The sequence below is a fragment of the Terriglobales bacterium genome (assembly GCA_035651995.1).
Lineage (GTDB): Bacteria > Acidobacteriota > Terriglobia > Terriglobales > Acidobacteriaceae > DASRER01.
This window is the reverse complement of sequence record DASRER010000006.1, coordinates 133,854-152,561: the sequence shown is the minus strand read 5'-3', so window position 1 is coordinate 152,561 and position 18,708 is coordinate 133,854. Positions and strand designations below refer to the sequence as shown.

The following is an 18,708-nucleotide window of genomic DNA, read 5'->3' as shown; positions in this document are numbered from 1 at the left end:
TTAAAAACCGGACCAGCCGCTGGCGCCAACGTGGGTGGACTAAGGCGCTTCGCCTATGCCTCAGCGGCGGTCGCGCGCAGCATCTGGTGCGAGGTCCCGTCGGCAATGCCGAGGTCGGTCAGATGCGGACCTGGATTGCATGCCAGCGCCGTGCCTTCAATCGCCTTGAAGACGCGATACGGCGGTTGCCACTCGATCACTTCGCCCGCGGCTTCGCGCACGCGGGCAAAGGCGCGCGCAAGCTCCTGCGGCGGCGCTTCGGAGAGCATTCCCGCGAGCGGAAGATCGACCTTGGCGATCATCTTCCCTTCCTTCGCCACGGCCATTCCGCCGCCGGAAGCGATGAGCGCTTCGGCGGCGATGCGCATGTCGCGCGGGTCGCGTCCGAGCACGACGAGGTTGTGCGAGTCGTGCGAGTAGGTGGTCGCCACGGCGCCGCGCAACTCGCCCCAATCTTCCAGGAGCGCGCGCTGCGGGCCTTGCTCGTGGCGTCCGTGACGATGCTGCACGAAGATCACCGAGAACCCGGAAGGAACCACGGCGAAACCATGGGTGATTTCCACTTCAACCTGGCTGATCGAGGTAAAGCGCGCGCCCTTGATGGCGACGATGCGGGCCCGTCCTGAGCGCGCGCCAGGAACGGCCACGCGGAAGTCGTCATCGGTGTAAGGCCCGAGCGGAAGCGGGCCTTGCGGCAGCGCGGGCGCTTTTGCCGGCGCAGGCGCCGCGAGCATTCGTCCGCCGCGTGCGACGACACGGCCGGAAACGACCACGCTGTTCGCCGTGACCTCGCGCAGGTCGCTGAGCACCACGATGTCGGCGATGCGTCCTGCGGCAATGAGTCCTAGGTCGCCGCGGCGCAGGCGCGTCGCGGCGTTGAGCGTGGCGCAGCGGATCGCCTGAACAGGATCAAGGCCGTAGCGGACCAGGCGGCGCAGCACGTCGCACATTCCGCCGCGCTCCACCAGCTGGTCGGGCGGAACGTCGTCGGTGCAGATGGCGAGCGTGGAGGGAATCTGCGGCAGGCGCTTCAGCGCCTCGACGAACGGCGGAAGCACGTAGTCGTGCGAGCCGCGCAGCTCCACGAACAGTCCGGCGCGCAGCTTCTCGATGCCGTCTTCGGCCGACATGATCTCGTGGTCGCTGCTCACGCCTGCTGCGGCATACGCCTGTAGACGTTCGCCGCTGAGCCCGCGCGCGTGGCCTTCGATCAGCTTGCCCGATTCGCGGCCTGCGGCGAGGACCTCCATCGCGCGGCGGCTCTCGCCCAAAACGCCGTTCATGTCCATCATCTCGGCAACGCCGGCGACTTCGGGCCAGGAAAGCATCTCGCGCATCTCATCGCCGCCAAATTCCGCGCCTGACGTTTCCAGCCCTGGCGCGGAAGGCACGCACGATGGCGCGGCGGCGATAAAGCGCAGCGGCAATCCGCGGCTGGCTTCGATCGCCCAGCGGACGCCGGCGAGGCCGAGCGCGTTTCCCAGCTCGTGCGGGTCGCAGAAGATGGTCGTGGTCCCCTGCGGAACGACAACGCTGGCGTAGTTCGTTGGCGTCATGTGCGAGCTTTCGAAGTGGACGTGCGCGTCGATGAAGCCGGGCGCGATCCAGCAGCCGCTCGCGTCGCAGTGCTCAGCGGAATCGCGTCGCGCGCCGCGCGCATGCACGCTGGCGATCAGGTTGCCGACGATCCCGACATCGGCTTGGCGCAGCTCCGACGTCGCGACGTCGACCAACATGCCGTTCGTGATCAGCAGGTCGAAGGGCGCTTTGCCTTGCGCGGCGCGAATGGCGCGCAGGCGAAGCTCGGGTTCGCTCGAGTCCGTCATCTTCAGTGGCGCGTTCCCATCGTCCAGAAGAAGTAGAGCAGCGGAAGGGTGAGCAGGTAAAGCCCGAGCGGCAATTCGCGCGCTTTGCCCGCGAGCACGTGGATGAAAACGTAGCTGAGAATTCCCGCCGCGATTCCGGTCCCGAAGTTGTTGGCGACGAGCGTGACCAGAACGGTGAGGACCGCGGGAAACGCGCCGGTGAAGCGCGCGAGATCAATTTTTCGCAGGTTGGTGAACATCGCCAGGCCCACCAGGATGAGCGCGGCGGCGGTGGCTTCCTTGGGCACCATCAGGATCACCGGCGCGAACAGCAGGCTGAGCGCGAACAGCGCCGCGGTGACCACGCTGGTGAAGCCGGTGCGTCCTCCGGCTTCGGCCCCGGCGGCCGATTCGATGAGCGCGGTCATCGAGGGCACGCCGAAGAACGGGCCGATGCTGGCGGCGCAGGAATCCACCACGAACGGGCCGTTGATGCGCGGCATGTTGCCGCGCTCGTCGACCAGTCCCGCGGCCGCGCCCACGGCGAGCGTGGTGCCCATCGTGGAAAAAAACTCGGCCGCGAAGAACGCGAACAGATACGGCAGCAGCGACGGCCGCAGCGCCGCCAGGAAATCCAGCTGGAACGCGACCGCGCCCACCGAGTGCGGCAGGCCAAACAGCGATGGCGGCAACTTCGTCACGCCGAGCGGAATGCCGGCGAGGGTCGCGATCAGCATCGCGATCAGGATTCCGCCCGGGACCTTGCGCGCGTAGAGCGCGACCGCGGCGGCGAGTCCGATCAGGGCCACCAGCGCTCCGGGCGCAGCCAGGTTGCCCAGCGTAAGCGCGTTGATGCCGGCGTTGGCGACCACCAGCCCGCCGTTGCGGAAGCCCAGCAGCGCGATGAACAGCCCGATGGCCGGCGAAAGCGCCATCTTGACCGGAACCGGCACAATGCGCACCACGACCTCGCGCATGCCGAGCAGCGTGAGCACGAAAAACAGCACGCCCGACCAGAAGGCGATGGCCATGCCCGTCTGCCACGGTATGCCTTCGGTCGAGGCGAGCACGGTGGCAACCAGCGCCGAGCCCCCGATCCCCGGCCCCACGACGAAGGGCAGGTTGGCGTAGAGCGCCATGAACAACGTGCCCAGCACGAACATCACAATCACCGACGTGGTGACCGCGGCGCGATCCATGCCGCCCGAGGCCAGGATGTTCGGGACCACCACCGTCAGGTAGGCGGCGGTGACGAACGTGGTTGCGCCGGCGATGATCTCGGCGCCGAGGCGCGCGCCGCGCGCGCGAAATTCGAAGCGGCGATCGAGAAAACTCGCGGGTTGCGCTTCGATGACCGGCTCGGCGGCGGCGCCCGTTGTTGAAGACATGGGTGCGCGCAATGTGCGACAGCGCAAGCCGGACTGTCAACCTCGCCGGGCCAAGGCCCGCCTCTTTTTTGCCCGACGTTGAACGGCCCGAATGCCGCCGGCTTCGCCAGTTGCGCCCGCTTCCCCACGTTAGCGCCGCGCAATCGGCGGCGCGAGCGCGGGGCGCCATCCGCCAACATTCTCCGTGCGGCAACATATACCCCTCCTTCCCGGCTCTGATTGGAATCATGAACTTGAGGGCGTGATTTGCCCGGCCCCGGCGCGTGTGTTAGCTTCGCGCCAAGCCGGGGAAGACTGAGGAGGAGCCGATGGGCTTCTGGATTCTGCTGGGCGTCATCGTTGTCGCCATCGTGTTCGTGATCTCGGTGTACAACGGGCTGGTGCAGTTGCGCGTGCGGGCGGATTCGTCGTGGTCAGACATTGATGTGCAACTGAAGCGGCGGCACGACCTGATCCCCAACCTGGTGGAGACGGTCAAAGGCTACGCGGCGCACGAAAAAGGCACGTTCGAGAACATTGCCAAGTACCGGTCGGCGGCGATGCAGGCCACCGGGCCGGCCGAGAGGGCGCAGGCGGAGAGCCAGCTGACCACGGCGCTGCGCGGGCTGTTTGCGGTGGCGGAGAATTATCCGCAACTGCGGGCGAGCGAGCAGTTCACGTCGCTGCAAGCGTCGCTGGGCGAGGTGGAGGATTCGATCCAGAACTCGCGACGCTACTACAACGCGGTGGTGCGCGATTTGAACACGCGTATTCAGTCGTTCCCTTCCAACCTGATCGCGCGCATGTTCGGTTTCACGCAGCGGCAGTTCTTCGAGATGGACAGCCCGGCGGACCGGCAGACTCCGCAGGTGAAGTTTTGAACAGCGCTGCTGGCTGCTGGCTTTGAAGCTTGGTTCGCCTTTCACATCCCGAGCGCAGTGAGGGACCCATACCGCTACTGAGGAGCTGGGTAGCTGGATGGGTCCCTCGCTTCGCCCGGAACCTGAAACCAAGGCCATTCGGCGTCTTCCTGCTTCTTCTTCTCCTGTCCACGCTCCCTGCCCAAGCCAAGTCCTGGCGCATCGCGGCGTTTCACTCCGCCATCCGCGTGCATGACGATGGCAGCGCGCTGGTGGAAGAGAACATCGGGCTGGTGTTCATCGGCGAGTGGCACGGGATCCATCGCACGATTCCGATCGAGTATCCCGGGCCGCGCGGCGCCAACTACACGCTGTTCGTTGACCTGGTCGGCGTGAAAGACGGCGAGGGGCACGCTCTGAAGGTGGAGAGCAGCACAGCGCGCGGATATCGCGACTGGAAGATCTACATTCCCGGGGCGACCGACACGTCCAAACGCGTGGTGATCACCTACACGGTGCGCAATGGCACGCGCTTCTTCGACGACCACGACGAGTTCTACTGGAACGTGACCGGCAACGACTGGCCGGCGCCGATCGATCATGCGTCGGCATTCGTAACTTTTCCCGACAACGCGGCGGGGAGCCTGCGCGCGCAGGCGTTCACCGGCGTGTACGGATCGCACGACCAGGAAGCGACCGCCAGGGTGGAGGGCAGCAGGACGGAGTTCGAGACGACCAACCCGCTCCCCATGCGCGGCGGGCTGACGATTGATGTGTACATCCCGAAGGGCATCCTGCATGAGCCGGCCCTTCCGGTGCGCATCGGGTGGTTCGTGGCGAGCAATCCGGTGGCGCTGGTGCCGCTGGTCGCGTTCGTGGTGATGTTCGGGCTGTGGTACGTGAAGGGGCGCGATCCCGATCCGGGGATTTCGGTGGCGCCGCTCTATGAGCCGCCGGCGCAGTTGTCGCCGGCGGAGCTGGGCACGCTGGTGGACGACAAGGTGGACCCGCGCGACATCACGTCAACGCTGATCGACCTGGCCGTGCGCGGCTACCTCCAGATTGAAGAGGTCGCCAACGAGGGCTTCTTCACCAAACACAAGGACTACATCTTCCATCTGCTGAAGCCGATGGAAGAGTGGCCGAAGCTGGCGGCGCACGAGCGCATCATGCTGGAGAAGATTTTTGGCCCGGGCGGGCAGCAGACCAAGCTGTCGGACCTGAAAGAGCACTTCTACACGGCCCTGCCCATGATCCGCGACGAGATCATGCGATCGCTGAAGCGGCGCGGCATGTACACCGTGGACCCGAAATCGGCGGCGGGCTACATGTTCCTGGGCATCCTGGCGATCGTGGGGGTTTCGCTGCTGCTGCAGTACGCGGCGGGGGTGTCGCTGTTCGTGTCGGGAGTGGTGGCGTTCGTCTCGCTGGCGGTGGCGGCGGGGATCGTGCTGATCTTCGGACGGCTGCTGACGGCCAAGAGCCTGCTGGGAATGCGGACGTACGTGGGCGTCCTCGGGTTCCAGGAGTTCATGACGCGCGTGGAGGCCGACCGGCTGAAGCGCATGCCGCCCGACACGTTCGAAAAATTCCTGCCTTACGCGATGGCGCTGGGCGTGGAACAGCGCTGGGCGAAGGCGTTCGCCGGGATCATCCAGGATCCGCCACGGTGGTACACGTCGCCGGGCGGGGCGCCGCCCACCGGCTTCAACCCCATCTTCTTCACCAACTCGATGCGCAGCATGAGCAGCGACGCGCAGAGCGTGTTCGTCTCGGCGCCGAGGGCGTCGTCGAGCGGATCGGGATTCAGCGGCGGCGGATTCAGCTCGGGCGGAGGATTCAGCGGCGGCGGATTCGGCGGCGGCGGCGGGTCGGCGTTTTGACCGCAGTTGCCGGTTGCCAGTTCAGTTCTCAGTTCTCAGCTCTCTCGGTACTTGGCACTGCTGCTGCTCCTCAGGGCTGCTCCTCAATTTCCCTCTAAATCCATCAAACACCGCGTCAGGCGGGGTCATCGAACCAAAGTGGACTCAAGAGGAGAAGCTTATGGCAGAGAGGGTCCCGACGCCCGGCATCCCCGATTCTGATACTCACCCGGCGCAGCGCTCGGCGGGTTTGCGCCCTGAGCGCGAGCTGCCCGAGGGTGAATTCGAGCGGGAACGCGGCGGGATTGCGTCGCTGGCCGAGAGCGTGGGGCAGACGATCGGAAGCGCGTTTTCGGGGTTCCGCAATGCGCCGCTGAGAATGCGCGAGCTGAGGCGCCGCTTCACCCTGCTGCGGGGGCGGGCGCGAATGAATGCCGAGGGCGCGGCCGCCGGCCTGAAGCGCGAGGCCGGCCGGCGGCTGGTAATCACGCGTGAACGTGCGCGGCACATTGCGCGCGAATATCCGCTGCAGGTGATCGCCGTGGCCGCCGTGGTCGGCGTGGCCATCGGGGCGGGTCTGCGGCTGTGGAGGTCGAACCGTGATTGAGAACGCATATCGTGAGAAGTCGCTGGCCGCGCTGGCGGCCGAGATGAAGGCCGAGCTTACCCAGTTCGTGGAAACGCGCTACCGCATGCTGGCCAACGAGATCGGCGAAAAGGTGGCGACGATCAAGGCGTCGGCGCCGTTGCTGGTGGTGGCGCTGGCGCTGGCATGGGCCGGCTTCCTGATGTGGACGGCGGCGCTGGTCACGGTGGTGGCCACGGCGTTCGCGGGCAAGGGCGGATGGGCGCTGGCGCTGGCCATCGTCGGGTTCTGCTACCTGCTGGTCGCGGCGCTCACGGCGTGGTTCGCTTATCGGCAGATCACCAGCGCGGGCCTGAAGCCGGAGCGCACGCTGCGCGTGCTGAGGGCCGACCAGGTGTGGATCCAGCAGGAAGCGAGGTCGCAGCTATGACGGCACGAGTCCCCTTCGAGGTATTGGAAGAGCGCGCCGCCGAGCAGCGGCGGCAGATCCATGAGTCGGTAAGCGAGTTGCGGAGCGCCATTCGGCACAAGATGGACGTGAAGCGCAACGCGCGCGAGCATCTGGCGCCGGTGGCGGCGGTAGCGTCGGTGCTCGGACTGGCGGTGGGGTGGTCGCTCGCGGGGATTTTTGTGAGGGATTAGTAACCGAGTACCAGTTCTCAGTTCTCAGTTCGCAGTTCTCGGTTTTCGGTTCTCAGTTCTCAGTTCTCGGACGACAGCTGGCTACGCCGGCTGCGTGTCTTAACTCGCGCGCGCAAGAAGAGCGCGGGCGCGGGCGCCCGCGTCTCCACAGTTCGTGCTCGCCCTGCCTTCTGTGGTTTGTGCCGGCGGGCGAAGGGCGCCCGTCGCTACCGTGTGAACAGAGGCCCGCCGCCTGGCGGCCGGGCTCCAACGTCCGGATGCGGCGTCTGCGGCCCCTAATCGGGCTCGGTAGTAGTACTTAGAGCGGGCCTCGGTACCAGCTACTCTCTATCCCGCAGCAGCATTCCGTGATAGATATATGGGCGCCCGAACGGGTGTCTCTCCCCCGAAAAAATTCCCTGCGCGTCCCCCAGGACGCGGGGAGGAGCTTGAATTGGAAAGCAGAACGAGCCAGCGGTTTCCGCTGGAATTGCCTATCCAATTACGCGGCGGCGGAGCGGCCAAGACGCTGACAACACGCGACGTTAGCGCCGGCGGAGTGTACATACGCGCCAAGGCAGGGCTGAAGGTGGGCTCGAAGGTGAAGTTCAACCTCACCCTGCCGGGCAAGTTGCTGGGCGCGCCCAGGGACGTGCGGGTGGTGTGCGACGGGCGCGTGGTGCGCGTGGATGCCAGCAAGAGCAAGAACGGCAAGGCGCCGCCGCGCGTGGGCGTGGCGTGCGTGATTGACTCCTACAAGTTTCTGCGCAGTTGAGGTGTGATTTGCTGAAGATCATTCTGGCGGACAACCAGGCCATCTTCCGCGCGGGCGCGGCCAAGGTGCTGGCGGTGGAAGATGACCTGCGCATTGTGGCGCAGGCGCAGACGGCCGAACAAATGATGACGGCGATGGAGAAGTTCCGTCCGGCGGTGCTGCTGTTTTCCGCCGATTTCCATCCCGATGCGAAAACGGTGATCGCCGAGGCGGTGAAGCTGAAGACGCGGCCGGTGGTGATCGCCGAAAACGGGCAGGACCCGAAGAGTTTCATGCAGGCCGGCGCGGCCGGTGTGGTCTACCGCAGCGTGACCGGCACGGACCTGGTGCAGTGCGTGCGCAAGGTCGTAGCGGGCGAGACGTGGGTGGCCTCAGCGCCCGGGGACAAAGAAAGCAGCGAGACCGACCTGGTGGGCGCGCGCGTGCGCGACCGGCTGACGCCGAAAGAGCTGCGCATCGTGGCGCTGATCGTGCAGGGCTACAAGAACAAGGAAATCGCCACGCAGCTGGGCACGACCGAGCAGGTGATCAAGAACTATCTGCGGAACGTTTACGACAAGATTGGCGTGAGCGACCGGCTCGAGCTGGCGCTGTTCACCATCCATCACCGCATCCTTGCGGAAGCAGCCGCGGCCACGGTAGCGGGACAGCAATAGGGCCGTCGCCGGTCGCGGGCCTTTGGTCGTCGGCCAAACCGTTGACAGGCAGCCATTGTCATCCGCAACTCCTAGGAAGTGTCATCCCCAGCGGAGCCAGGGTCTGCGCTAGTGCGCGCACGAGCAGAAGAGGTCGCGTTTGCACTGCGCCGCGAACAGCCCGGCCGGCGGCCAACGACCGGCGACCGGCGACGCTCTTCTAGTCCCCTGCCGTCGGCGAAGCGCTGCGCTCGCTGCTCTTCAGCAGCTCGTTCACGATGGTGACGAGCTCTTCCGGATTCACCGGCTTTTCCAGATAGAGATCGGCGAGCGGCTCGGCGGCCTGGAAGGCTTCGGCCACGTATCCGCTGACGACGACGACGGGAGTCGTGGCGTGCGTCTTGGCGGCCTGCACGACGGCGCGGCCGCTGGCGTCGCCCAACCGCCAGTCGGTGACGACGGCGTCATAGGCGGCGTGCTGCAACTTATCAATGGCGTCACGGGCGGAGCCGGACGGGGTGACTTGGTGTCCCGCGGCTTCCAGAATTGCGCACTTGAGGGTGACTACGTGCGGCTCGTCGTCAACACAGAGGATCCTGGCCATGACGCCAACCTCTCGCGGGGCGGCTGCGTACAGAAGTGCCTAGCCGAGGCTCGGATGACTGCCCCTACTACTATGACTGCCCTACTACTTAGAACGTATTTTGCGGCGGGAAAGATGCCTGCGTCAATTTGTGCCGAAAAGCGCCAACGTCCTGAGCACGCGTGACCCCAGCCCAGGGAAGGCTTGAGCGGGGCACGCGGTACAGCCCGCTCCCCGCGTTAGCGTCGCGCCGGCGGACGTGGGGCGCCGTCAGAATCAGACCAGCTTCTGGCCAATGCTCTTGGCCTGCGAAAACAGGTACAGGTAGTCGGGACCGCCGGCCTTGGAGTCGGTGCCGCTCATGTTGAAGCCGCCGAACGGATGCGCTCCTACCATGGCGCCGGTGCACTTGCGATTCAGGTAGAGGTTGCCGACGTGGAACTCGCGCTTGGCGGCTTCGAGTTTCTCCTGCGACAGGCTGTAGAGCGCGCCGGTAAGCCCGAACTCGGTGTCGTTGGCGATCTGGAGCGCGTGCTCGAAGTTGCGCGACTTGATGACCGCGAGCACGGGACCGAACACCTCTTCGCACTCCAGACGCGCCCGGGGCGGGATGTCGGCAAAGATGGTCGGCTGGAGGTAGTAGCCTTCGCCCAGCTCCGTGGCGCGCCCGCCGCCGGTGAGCAGGCGGCCTTCCTGCCGGCCAATGTCCATGTACCTGAGGATGCCGTTCATGGCGTTTTCGCTCACTACCGGGCCCATCGGGCAGTTCTCGGTGGGATCGCCGAGCGTGATCTTGCGCGTGCGCTCCACCAGGCGCTCGAGGAACGTGTCGTAGATTTCGTCGGCCAGGATGAGGCGGGAGCAGGCGGAGCACTTCTGTCCCTGGAAACCGAAGGCGGAGAGGGTCACGCCTTCGACGGCGGCGTCGAGGTCGGCGTCGGGCTCGACGATGATCGCGTCCTTGCCGCCCATCTCGAGGATGGTGCGCTTGATCCAGATCTGGCCGGGCTTGACCTCGGCGGCGGCGCGATTGATGTGCAGGCCCACTTCCTTCGAGCCGGTGAAGGCGATGAAGCGCGTTTTGGGATGCTCGACCAGGGCGTTGCCGAAGTCGGCGCCGCCGCCGGGGCAGAAGTTCACCACTCCGTCGGGCAGTCCGGCTTCCTGGAAGCACTCGAAGAAGCGCGCGGCGATGGTGGGAGATTCGCTTGAGGGCTTGAGAACGACGGTGTTGCCGCAAACGACGGCGGCCATGGTCATGCCCGCCATGATGGCGCAGGGGAAGTTCCACGGCGGCACCACGGCGCCGACGCCCAGCGGGATGTAGCGCAGGAAGTCGCGCTCACCCGGCATCTGCACGGGCGGCTCGGCGGCGGCGAGCCGCAGCGCCTCGCGCGCGTAGAACTCGCAGAAGTCAATGGTCTCGGCGATGTCGGCGTCGGCCTCCCAGTAGTTCTTGCCGACTTCGAAGACCATCCAGGCGGCCAGCTCGAACTTGCGGGCGCGCAGAATGTCGCCCAGGCGGAACAGCAGCGCGGCGCGCTCTTCGGGGGCGACGCGGCTCCAGCTTTCAAAGGCGGTGAGCGCGGCCTGCATCGCCGGTTCGACGTGCTCGGCGCCGGCGCGCTGGTGCAGCCCAACGAGCTCGGACGGGCGCGCTGGATTGATGCTGCAGATCTTCTTCCCGGTGCGGACGCGGCGTCCGCCGATGATGAGGTCGTACTCGCGGCCGAGCTCGCTGCGCACTTTCTCGATCGCGGCGCGCATCTTGCGCACGTTGGCGTCCTTGGTGAAGTCGACGGCGGGCTCGTTGCGGAAGGGCTGGACGGTGGCGCGGCGGGGAGTAGCTTCTACGGTGGCCATGATCGGGACCTCGTCAAACCCCTATTTTAGCAGTCGCTGGTCGCTGGTCATCGGTCGTTGGCCGAATGCTCGCGGCAGAGTTGACTGGCTGCCGGGGCGGGACTACAACGTCGGGCATGACCGAGATCGGAATCGTCAAAGTGGTGCGGCGGTATCCGGTTAAGAGCATGCGCGGCGAAGACCTGGAGCGCGTGTTGTGACCTACGGCGGCGTGGCCGGCGACCGCGTGTTCGCGTTCGTCGATCCGGCAAAGACCAGCAACTTCCCCTGGGTGACCGCGCGCGAGGTGCCGGAGATGGCGCTGTTTCGTCCGCGCTACCTCGAGCCGGCGAGCGAAGACAAGCACTTTCCCGAGGCGCGCACTTACCGCGTGGAGGTCACCACGCCCGAAGGCACGAGGCCGACGTGGAAGACGCGGCGTTCCTGGCGGCGCTGGAGCGGCGGTGGAAGCGTCCGCTGAAGCTGCGCTTCAGCGAGCGCGGCATGCAGGATGCCGCGCCCGTGTCATTGTTCGGCCTCAAGACGGTGGAGATGCTGGCTGCCGAAATCGGCACGGCAATTGGGCATCGGCGCTTCCGCGCGAACTTCTACGCCGAATGGAAGGAGGGCGGCGCGCAGTTCGAAGATTCCCTGGTCGGAAAGACGATCCAGATCGGGCCGGAACTGCGCGTGCTCATCAAGGAACGCGACCCGCGCTGCGTGATGATCAACCTCGATCCGGAAACCGGCGAGCAGGACCCGGCGGTGCTCAAGACGGTGGCGCAGAAGCATGGCGCGTGCATCGGGGTGTACGGCGTGACGGTGCACGAAGGCGTGGCGAGCGTGGGCGATGCGATCCGCGTGGCGCCTTGAGTGAACTCCAAAGCCAGCCACAAAGGCACAAAGGACACGAAGGGCACGAAAGAATCCCAGCCACGTCCCCTTTGTGCCCGTCGTGGGTCCTTTGTGGTTGGCTTCAGGTCTTCGCGGCGCGGGCGTAGCCGACGGCGGCGGTGCGCTCCAGCTTGTCCCAGGCGAAGTGCTTCCCTTCCAGCGCGCGCTTCAGCGTGCGGAACAACACCACAGAAAACAACTGGCGGTAGATGAAGCGCTGGATCCAGACGTCACCCAGCAGGAGCACGCCCTCGCGGCTCTCCGGCTCGCGGCGCTCCAGGGCGAAGGCGATGGCGCTGGTGATGAAGTCAATGATGAGGAAGGCGAGGAAGAAGAGCAGCAGTTTTTGCAGGCTGCGCGCGTCGGCGGTGAGCGGGTGGAAGGCGCGGTCGAACAGGTAGGCGGCGATGCCGGCGGCGAACATCAGGTCAATGAACGGCGAAACCAGCGGCAGCAGGATCTGGAAGATGAGGATGTTGGGCAGCGCCACAAAGCCCAGCACACCTTTGCGTCCGAAGACGCCGCGGTGCTTCCACAGCGATTGCAGGATGCCGAACGACCAGCGGAAGCGCTGGCGCATGAGTCCGCGCGCGCTGGAGGGCGCTTCGGTGAAGGCGAGCGCGCGGTCTTCGTATTCCACGCGGTAGCCGCGCTGGAGCAGCGCCATGGTGAGGTCGGCGTCTTCGGCCACGGTGTCGGTGTGGTAGCCGCCGGCTTCGCGCACGGCTGCAGTTCGCCAGGCGCCGAGCGCGCCGGGAACGACGCTGACCGCCCCCAAGGTGTTCAGCGCGCGGCGCTCGAAGTTCTGGCTGGTGACGTACTCCAGCGCCTGCCAGCGCGTCCACAGGTTCACACGGTTGCCGACCTTGGCGTTGCCGGCGACGGCAGCGACGCGTTCGTTCACGAAGTGCGGGACCAGACGCGCGATGGCGGCGGGTGAAATGACGGTGTCGGCGTCAATGCCGACGAAGAGTTCTTCCGTCACATGGCGCAAGCCGAAGTTCAGCGCTTCGGCCTTGCCGGCGTTGGCCTGGGAGAGCGCAAGCAGGCGACCGGCGGCAATTTCTGCGCGGAATGCGCGCTGCACAACTTCGAAGGTCGAATCCTTGGAGCCGTCGTCAATCAGGATGACCCTTAAAGCGCCGGCGTATTCGGAATCGAGCGCGGCGCGCACCGTGCGCTCGATGACTTTTTCTTCGTTGTAGGCCGGGATGAGCACGGCGACGGCCGGCAAGTAAGTCGTCGCGCCGGTGGGAAGGGGCGTGCGGCGGCCGCGCAGGCGATCGAACAGCGCCGAAGTTCCGACCAGGAACAGGCGCGCGCTCATGAGCACGTCGCCGAGGAAAAAGACCAGGACGATGCCGTTCTGGAGCGCGCCGAAGATCCAGAAGCCGAAGCTGTCGAGCCACGCCGACCAGCGCTCGCCGGACGCGATGGCGGGCATCACCTCGGCGCGCGTCTTGCCGATGAGGCGCGAGACGGGAACGATCTGGAAGCCGCGGGCGCGCAGGCCCTGAATGATGATGGGCAGGGCGCGCAGGGTTTCGGTGCGGTCGCCGCCGCCGTCGTGCAGCAGGATGATGTTGCCGCAGCGCTGGTCGCCGGGCTCGCAGGGAGGGAGATGGCCGAAGATGCCGTGCGGGCCGTTGACGATGTCTTCGGCGGCCGGCTTTGGGTTCAGTTCCCAGTCGTGCGGGTCGAGCTTGGAGCCGATGGCGATGTAACCGGCCTCCTGCATGATCTCGAGCGGGCGCACCTGGTCGTCGGTGTCGGGCTCCTGGTCAATGCCATAGGGCGGGCGGAAATAGACCGGCTTGACGCCGAGCTTGGATTCGAACAGCCGCTCGGTGGCGTTCATCTCAATGCGCATGGCGGGGCGCGAGATGTCGCTGATGTCGGGATGCGTCCAGGTGTGATTGCCGATTTCGTGGCCTTCGCTGACAATGCGCTTGAGCAGCGCGGGATAACGCTCGGCCTCCGAGCCGATGATGAAAAACGCGGCGGGCGCGTGCTCGCGCTTCAGCACGTCGAGAATCCTGGGCGTCCACTGCGGGTCGGGACCGTCGTCGAAGGTGATGGCGATCTGCTTCTCGTCGCCGCCGCCGTATTCGGCGATCTGGTAGGGCGACGGCAGGCGGGAGAAGCTTTCGGTGGTGATGACGCCGGATGGGTCGAGCGTGATGGCGCGTTGCCCCGGCGTCGGCGCCTGCTGGATGCGGAAAACTTCGCCGCGGCCCTCGAAGTCGACGTCGCGGCCGGGCGGCACCAGCTTCAGCCCTTCGACGCCGGCGGCGTCGGCGGGATTGTCCCAGACCTTCCAGAGCGAGCGATCTTCGCCGCCCAGCCGCCAGAGCGCGAAAGTGTTGATGCCGAGGCGCTGCGCGGCGCGCATCTGGTTGAGCGCGGTGACGGCGTCGAGGAACCAGACGTCGTGGCGGACGTCCTCCTCGTCCATGTAGGCGAAGTGCGGGGTGAGGGAGTCGTCGTCGAACTCGACCTCGGCTTCCGACTCCTGCGCCTCGAGCCAGGCCTCCTGCACGCTCACGCCCTTCACCTCGGGCGCGGGTTTGCCGCGCTTCGGCTGCGGGAAGTTGTAGCCGTAGTTGGCGATGGCGCAAATGATTTTTTCCCGCGGCATCAGCTTCAGGTCGCGCTCCAGGTTCTGCACGAACCAATCCAGCGCGGCGACCGGGCCCGCCGGACCGCCGGGAAAGTGCTGGTCGTAGTTCATGATGACGACGCCGTCGGCGTGCGCCGCCATGAAGGCATAGTCAAAGTCCTCGTTGCGCGGCGGGACGCTGATGTAGAGCTTCAAGCCGCGGCGATGCAGGTCGTCGCAGAGTTCGGCGACCAGCGCGCGATATCCGGGCTGCGCGGCGAAGGGAAAGCCTTCCAGATCGAGCGCGAGGCCTTTGTAGCCGTCGCTGGCGACAAAGGTCATCAGCTCCTGGCGAAAGTGCGCGCGCGCGGCCGGCGCGGAAAGCATGCCGCCGATGTCGCTCACCCAGTCATTGGCGATGGGATCGAAGTTGTTGACCAGCGGGAAAACGTCCATCGGGAGTTTTTCCCGCTTGATCAGGTCCATGACGCGTTCGTCGAACTTGGTGACCTGCCCGGCCGGCTTGAGCACGTCGAACAGGACATTGTCCTGGTTGACGGCCTGCAGGTGGCCGTCGGCGGTGAGCACGTGCAGCCACTCGGGAAAGAGCAGGTCGATCTGGTGGCCGTATTCCTTGAGCGAGGCGAAGCTGCCCGCGTCCCAGGTGACGTAAAAAGCCGCGCGAATGCCTTCCCCGGAGTTGAGGACGACCTGCGAGGGCGCGGCCGTGGTCTTGCGCCGGGTGATGGGGCGGCGGGGGTACCTGCGGCGCTCGGTTTCCTTGATCGGGCGGTAGGGCCGCTTGGGCCCGGGCAGCAGCAGGTCAGGCAACGAAGTTTGCCGATAGAGGCTGAGCGCGAAAAACACGATTAGCAGGGTGGTCAGCACGCCGGCAACGTTGAGGATGAATCGCAGGCGCCTCCAGCGTTTGCGCTCCGGATCAAAGAAAACCTGGGTGGCCATGAACGGGGGTTTGATTTAATCGTAAGCTGCGGCAGAAGAGGCGTCAAACCAGGGTGATTGGTGATTGGTGATTCGCTACTTGTTATCTTGCCTGGGCGGTGAGACCCGGACCAATCGCAAATAACCACCCGACGGCAACAGCATTCGTTTCGTGGCGCCGGATGTAGCTTGAAAACCGGAGCGCCCGCGCGGCTACTCGTTGAGCGGCGAGTCGGTCATGCGGAAGCGAGTGCGGAAGTGCTCGGAGAGCAGCTCGATGGCAGGGCGGTTCACCTGCGGATCTTCCTTGGCCAGATACTTCATGGCCTCGACGAGCAGGCGCTGGCCTTCGAGGTAGCGGGGATCGTCACTGCGAGGCTTGCTGGGCTTACGGCCGGGCCGAACGGGGATGGTGAACACTCGGGCCATGCAAAAACCGGTTCCTTAGGATGCAAAGTACGAAGGGCGCGCCGTCAGTGGCCTAACTTGGCGCAGTATAGCGTTGCTTCTACTCGGGTTCTACGGCAAAGTTTGTCAAAGTGCCGCCAAGCGCAACGGCGAACTGGCAAAAACGGCAGCAAGGTCTTTCTCACTGTGGAGTTACGACCCGCGTCTTGCTCGTGGTCTTGAGCTTGAAAACGTCGCGGGGCAGGTCCTGGTTGAGCCTGATGTTGCTGTAGCGGGCGTCGCGGTAGTCCCCGGAGGGCTCGAGCAGCTGCTGACGCACGGCGATGCCGCGCGTGAGGTCGATCCACAGCAGGATGTGGCTGAACATGCTGCGCGCGCGCTCGCTCCTGGGCGCCAGGTCGAGCCTGGCGGCGCGAATGCCGTCCACGTTTTCCACGCCCGCGAATTTCACCTCAAACGAGTTTCGCAGCTCGTGGCCGCCGCCCCCGAAACCGAGGACGAGGAAGGTCTCGAAGTCGCCGCGATTTTTGGCGGTGCGGTACTGCGTGACCTGGTCGATTTTGGGTTCGTAGATCTGCACTTTATCGCCATCGTAGAGCACGTACTTGGGCGCGGGCGCAGTGATGTCGGAGCCCATCTGGATCTTTTTGCCGCTGCGGCGGAAGTAGATCTTCCCCTTCTGCGTGTCAGTTTCGTTGACCACTTTTTGATACGTGTCCCAGACAAAGTCGGCTTCGGCAGACTTGAACTCCGCGGCGGCCTTGTCCATGGTGGCAAGGACGGATTCCAGGTTGGTGGCGGCCTGGGGCGGAGCGGTTTGAGGTGCAGCCGTTTGCGCGTGTGCCATAAAGAGCGCCAGCGCAGCGACGCCCAAGCAGTGCAGTGTTCTCTTCACTCGAGCAAGCCCCTCAGGGGCTGGAGCCCCGGTTCCTGCGCGGCCGTGACGGCGCCGCGCTCGTTCTTCCCGTCCGGGGCTGCAGCCCGTCCCTGCCGGGCCGTGCCCCTCCGAAATCGAATCCTCAGTGCCGGCTGCTAATAACGCCGGACCCAGACGCGATAGAGCAGCGGATTGTTGCGCGCGTCGCGGACCAGTTCGTAGCGGTCGATCTCGACCTCGCCGGCGATGGGCTCGACGATGCGCAGCAGCTGTTCGCGCAGCGAGGCCTCGTCGGCGGCCTCAACGTCGGCCGCTTCAATCTGATAGATGAATCCGCCTTTTCCGTCGGGAACGACAACTACTCCGCTTTGATGCTCCGGAGCTGCTACAGGTTTGTCTTTGAAATTCACCCAGAGAGGCGTCAGGAAGATGAAGGCCAGGATGAGCGTGACCATGACGTCGTAGTGCAGCGAGCCGCGCTCGTGCGTCCAGAAAATGTAGCTGCGCATTGTGGACCAGAGGCTCAAGCAGTTGCCGGTTGCCAGTTGTCAGCCTTGATGATTGTACCTGTAGCGGCGTGGGCGCTTAGCCATTGGCATTTGGCGGTGAGGGGTCCGTGCCCGGGCGTGAAAAGTCAAAGCGTTCACACCAGGGACGCGAAGGAAATCCGGGCTTGCACGGCCCAAGGCGCCGTGCCAGGCGCCAATTGTGCCCGCTGCGGCGATTACGCCTTCCGCGGCGTGATGCGGTCAGTGCCAAGGTACGGGCGCAGGGCTTCCGGGACCACAACACTGCCGTCGGGCTGCTGGTAGTTCTCGACGATTGCCACCCAGGTGCGTCCGATGGCCAGGCCGCTGCCGTTGAGCGTGTGGACCAGTTCGGCTTTGCCTTTGCCGCCGTCGCGGAAGCGGATGTTGGCGCGGCGCGCCTGGTAGGCCTCGAAGTTCGAGCAGGAAGAGATTTCCTTGAACTGTTGCTGGCCCGGCAGCCAAACCTCGAGGTCGTACGTCTTGGCGGCGCTCGCTCCCAAGTCGCCGGTGGAAAGCGCCACCACGCGATAATGCAGGCCGAGGCGCTGGAGAACGACTTCCGCGTCGCGCGTGAGCTGTTCAAGCTGCTCGTAGGAGTTTTCCGGGCGCGCGAACTTTACCAGCTCCACCTTCTGGAACTGATGATTGCGGATGAGGCCGCGTACGTCCTTGCCGTAAGAGCCGGCTTCGCTGCGGAAGCATGGCGTCCAGGCGGTGAGCGAGACCGGCAGGCGCGAGGCGTCGAGCACCTCGTCGCGGTAAAGGTTGGTGAGCGGGACTTCGGCGGTGGGGACGAGGAACAGGTCGTGTGCCTCGATCTTGAACAGGTCTTCGCGGAATTTCGGAAGCTGACCGGTGCCGTACAGTGACTCCTCTTTGACAAGAAACGGAGGCAGGACCTCGGTGTATCCGTGCTCGCGCGTGTGCAGGTCGAGCATGAAGCCGGCGAGCGCGCGTTCCAGCCGCGCGCCCAGGTCCCAGTAGACGGCGAAACGCGCGCCCGAGAGCTTCGCGGCGCGCTCCATGTCGAGGATGCCGAGTTGTTCGCCGAGGTCCCAGTGCGGCCTGGGCGTAAAAGCGAACTCGGGCGGCGTGCCCCAGCGGCGCACTTCCACGTTCTGCTCGGCCCCGGCGCCGACCGGCACGGAATCATGCGGCAGGTTGGGAATGCCGGCGAGCAGAGCGCGCAGTTCGGCGTCGAGGTCGTTGGCCTGCTTTTCGAGCGCGTCGGATTCCTCGCGAATGCGCTTGGTGCGCTCGATGAGTTCGGAGGCGTCCTGCTTGTTCTTCTTGAGACGCGCCACCTGTTCGGAGGCGCGGTTGCGCTCGGCCTTGAGGGTCTCGGCCCTGGTGATGGCCGCGCGGCGCTCGGCGTCGAGCTGGCGGAAGCGGCCGAGGGCGGCGGGACCGAGCCCGCGCTGGCGGAGCTTGGCTTCCACGACTTCGAGGTGCTCCCGGACGTAAGCGAGGTCGAGCATGGAAATAACTAATGTACAGCATTCGGTGCTGCTAAATTCGCTGC

General features: G+C 65.6%; 18 protein-coding genes. 9 read left to right on the top strand and 9 right to left on the bottom strand.

All coding sequences use genetic code 11. The annotated features are described in order from the left end of the window. Positions 1-53: 53 nt before the first annotated feature. Positions 54-1,826 carry an adenine deaminase C-terminal domain-containing protein gene (locus VFA60_03655; protein HZQ90868.1) on the bottom strand — a complete coding sequence of 591 codons (1,773 nt, stop codon included), beginning with the start codon at positions 1,824-1,826 and terminating at the stop codon, positions 54-56. A 2-nt stretch (positions 1,827-1,828) separates the two neighbouring features. Continuing rightward, entirely contained in the window at positions 1,829-3,193 is a 1,365-nt protein-coding gene (locus VFA60_03650; protein ID HZQ90867.1) for an NCS2 family permease, read from the bottom strand. A 308-nt stretch (positions 3,194-3,501) separates the two neighbouring features. Between VFA60_03650 and VFA60_03645 the strand changes: the two genes are divergently transcribed. From VFA60_03645 to VFA60_03615, 7 genes are all read left to right on the top strand, one after another. Continuing rightward, positions 3,502-4,053, top strand: coding sequence for a LemA family protein (locus tag VFA60_03645; protein ID HZQ90866.1), 552 nt, complete (start codon positions 3,502-3,504; stop codon positions 4,051-4,053). Positions 4,054-4,082: 29 nt separating this feature from the next. Further along, on the top strand, positions 4,083-5,915 hold the full coding sequence (locus VFA60_03640) for a DUF2207 domain-containing protein (protein HZQ90865.1): 1,833 nt from the start codon (positions 4,083-4,085) through the stop codon (positions 5,913-5,915). A 160-nt stretch (positions 5,916-6,075) separates the two neighbouring features. Continuing rightward, positions 6,076-6,501, top strand: coding sequence for a hypothetical protein (locus tag VFA60_03635; GenBank protein ID HZQ90864.1), 426 nt, complete (start codon positions 6,076-6,078; stop codon positions 6,499-6,501). Then, positions 6,494-6,910, top strand: a complete 417-nt coding sequence (locus VFA60_03630; GenBank protein HZQ90863.1) for a phage holin family protein — start codon at positions 6,494-6,496, stop codon at positions 6,908-6,910. Before VFA60_03635 ends, VFA60_03630 begins: the two co-directional genes overlap by 8 nt. Beyond that, on the top strand, positions 6,907-7,122 hold the full coding sequence (locus tag VFA60_03625; GenBank protein ID HZQ90862.1) for a hypothetical protein: 216 nt from the start codon (positions 6,907-6,909) through the stop codon (positions 7,120-7,122). The genes VFA60_03630 and VFA60_03625 overlap by 4 nt, the downstream gene beginning before the upstream one ends. Positions 7,123-7,480: 358 nt before the next feature. Further along, a complete protein-coding gene (locus VFA60_03620; protein ID HZQ90861.1) occupies positions 7,481-7,876 on the top strand; it encodes a PilZ domain-containing protein in 396 nt (131 codons plus the stop codon). 8 nt (positions 7,877-7,884) lie between these two features. Continuing rightward, a complete protein-coding gene (locus VFA60_03615; GenBank protein HZQ90860.1) occupies positions 7,885-8,532 on the top strand; it encodes a response regulator transcription factor in 648 nt (215 codons plus the stop codon). 199 nt (positions 8,533-8,731) lie between these two features. On the opposite strand, the gene VFA60_03610 is transcribed toward VFA60_03615, so the two are convergent. Then, positions 8,732-9,115, bottom strand: a complete 384-nt coding sequence (locus VFA60_03610) for a response regulator (GenBank protein HZQ90859.1) — start codon at positions 9,113-9,115, stop codon at positions 8,732-8,734. 255 nt (positions 9,116-9,370) lie between these two features. After that, positions 9,371-10,957 (bottom strand): L-glutamate gamma-semialdehyde dehydrogenase, encoded by a 1,587-nt coding sequence (pruA, locus tag VFA60_03605; protein HZQ90858.1) that lies wholly within the window; start codon positions 10,955-10,957, stop codon positions 9,371-9,373. A gap of 196 nt (positions 10,958-11,153) precedes the next feature. Between pruA and VFA60_03600 the strand changes: the two genes are divergently transcribed. Together VFA60_03600 and VFA60_03595 are read left to right on the top strand one after the other, a co-directional pair. Next, positions 11,154-11,417 carry a hypothetical protein gene (locus tag VFA60_03600; GenBank protein ID HZQ90857.1) on the top strand — a complete coding sequence of 88 codons (264 nt, stop codon included), beginning with the start codon at positions 11,154-11,156 and terminating at the stop codon, positions 11,415-11,417. Then, positions 11,363-11,809 (top strand): MOSC domain-containing protein, encoded by a 447-nt coding sequence (locus tag VFA60_03595; GenBank protein ID HZQ90856.1) that lies wholly within the window; start codon positions 11,363-11,365, stop codon positions 11,807-11,809. The genes VFA60_03600 and VFA60_03595 overlap by 55 nt, the downstream gene beginning before the upstream one ends. A gap of 103 nt (positions 11,810-11,912) precedes the next feature. Here VFA60_03595 and VFA60_03590 read toward each other — a convergent pair whose 3' ends face one another. The 5 genes from VFA60_03590 to serS all read right to left on the bottom strand — a co-directional run bounded on the left by VFA60_03590 (position 11,913) and on the right by serS (position 18,664). Then, positions 11,913-15,392 carry a polysaccharide deacetylase family protein gene (locus VFA60_03590; protein ID HZQ90855.1) on the bottom strand — a complete coding sequence of 1,160 codons (3,480 nt, stop codon included), beginning with the start codon at positions 15,390-15,392 and terminating at the stop codon, positions 11,913-11,915. Positions 15,393-15,584: 192 nt separating this feature from the next. Further along, positions 15,585-15,800 (bottom strand): hypothetical protein, encoded by a 216-nt coding sequence (locus VFA60_03585; protein ID HZQ90854.1) that lies wholly within the window; start codon positions 15,798-15,800, stop codon positions 15,585-15,587. A gap of 160 nt (positions 15,801-15,960) precedes the next feature. Then, positions 15,961-16,626, bottom strand: a complete 666-nt coding sequence (locus VFA60_03580; GenBank protein HZQ90853.1) for an outer membrane lipoprotein carrier protein LolA — start codon at positions 16,624-16,626, stop codon at positions 15,961-15,963. Positions 16,627-16,811: 185 nt separating this feature from the next. Then, a complete protein-coding gene (locus VFA60_03575; GenBank protein ID HZQ90852.1) occupies positions 16,812-17,165 on the bottom strand; it encodes a hypothetical protein in 354 nt (117 codons plus the stop codon). A gap of 215 nt (positions 17,166-17,380) precedes the next feature. Continuing rightward, on the bottom strand, positions 17,381-18,664 hold the full coding sequence (serS, locus tag VFA60_03570) for a serine--tRNA ligase (GenBank protein ID HZQ90851.1): 1,284 nt from the start codon (positions 18,662-18,664) through the stop codon (positions 17,381-17,383). Between the last annotated feature and the right edge of the window lie 44 nt (positions 18,665-18,708).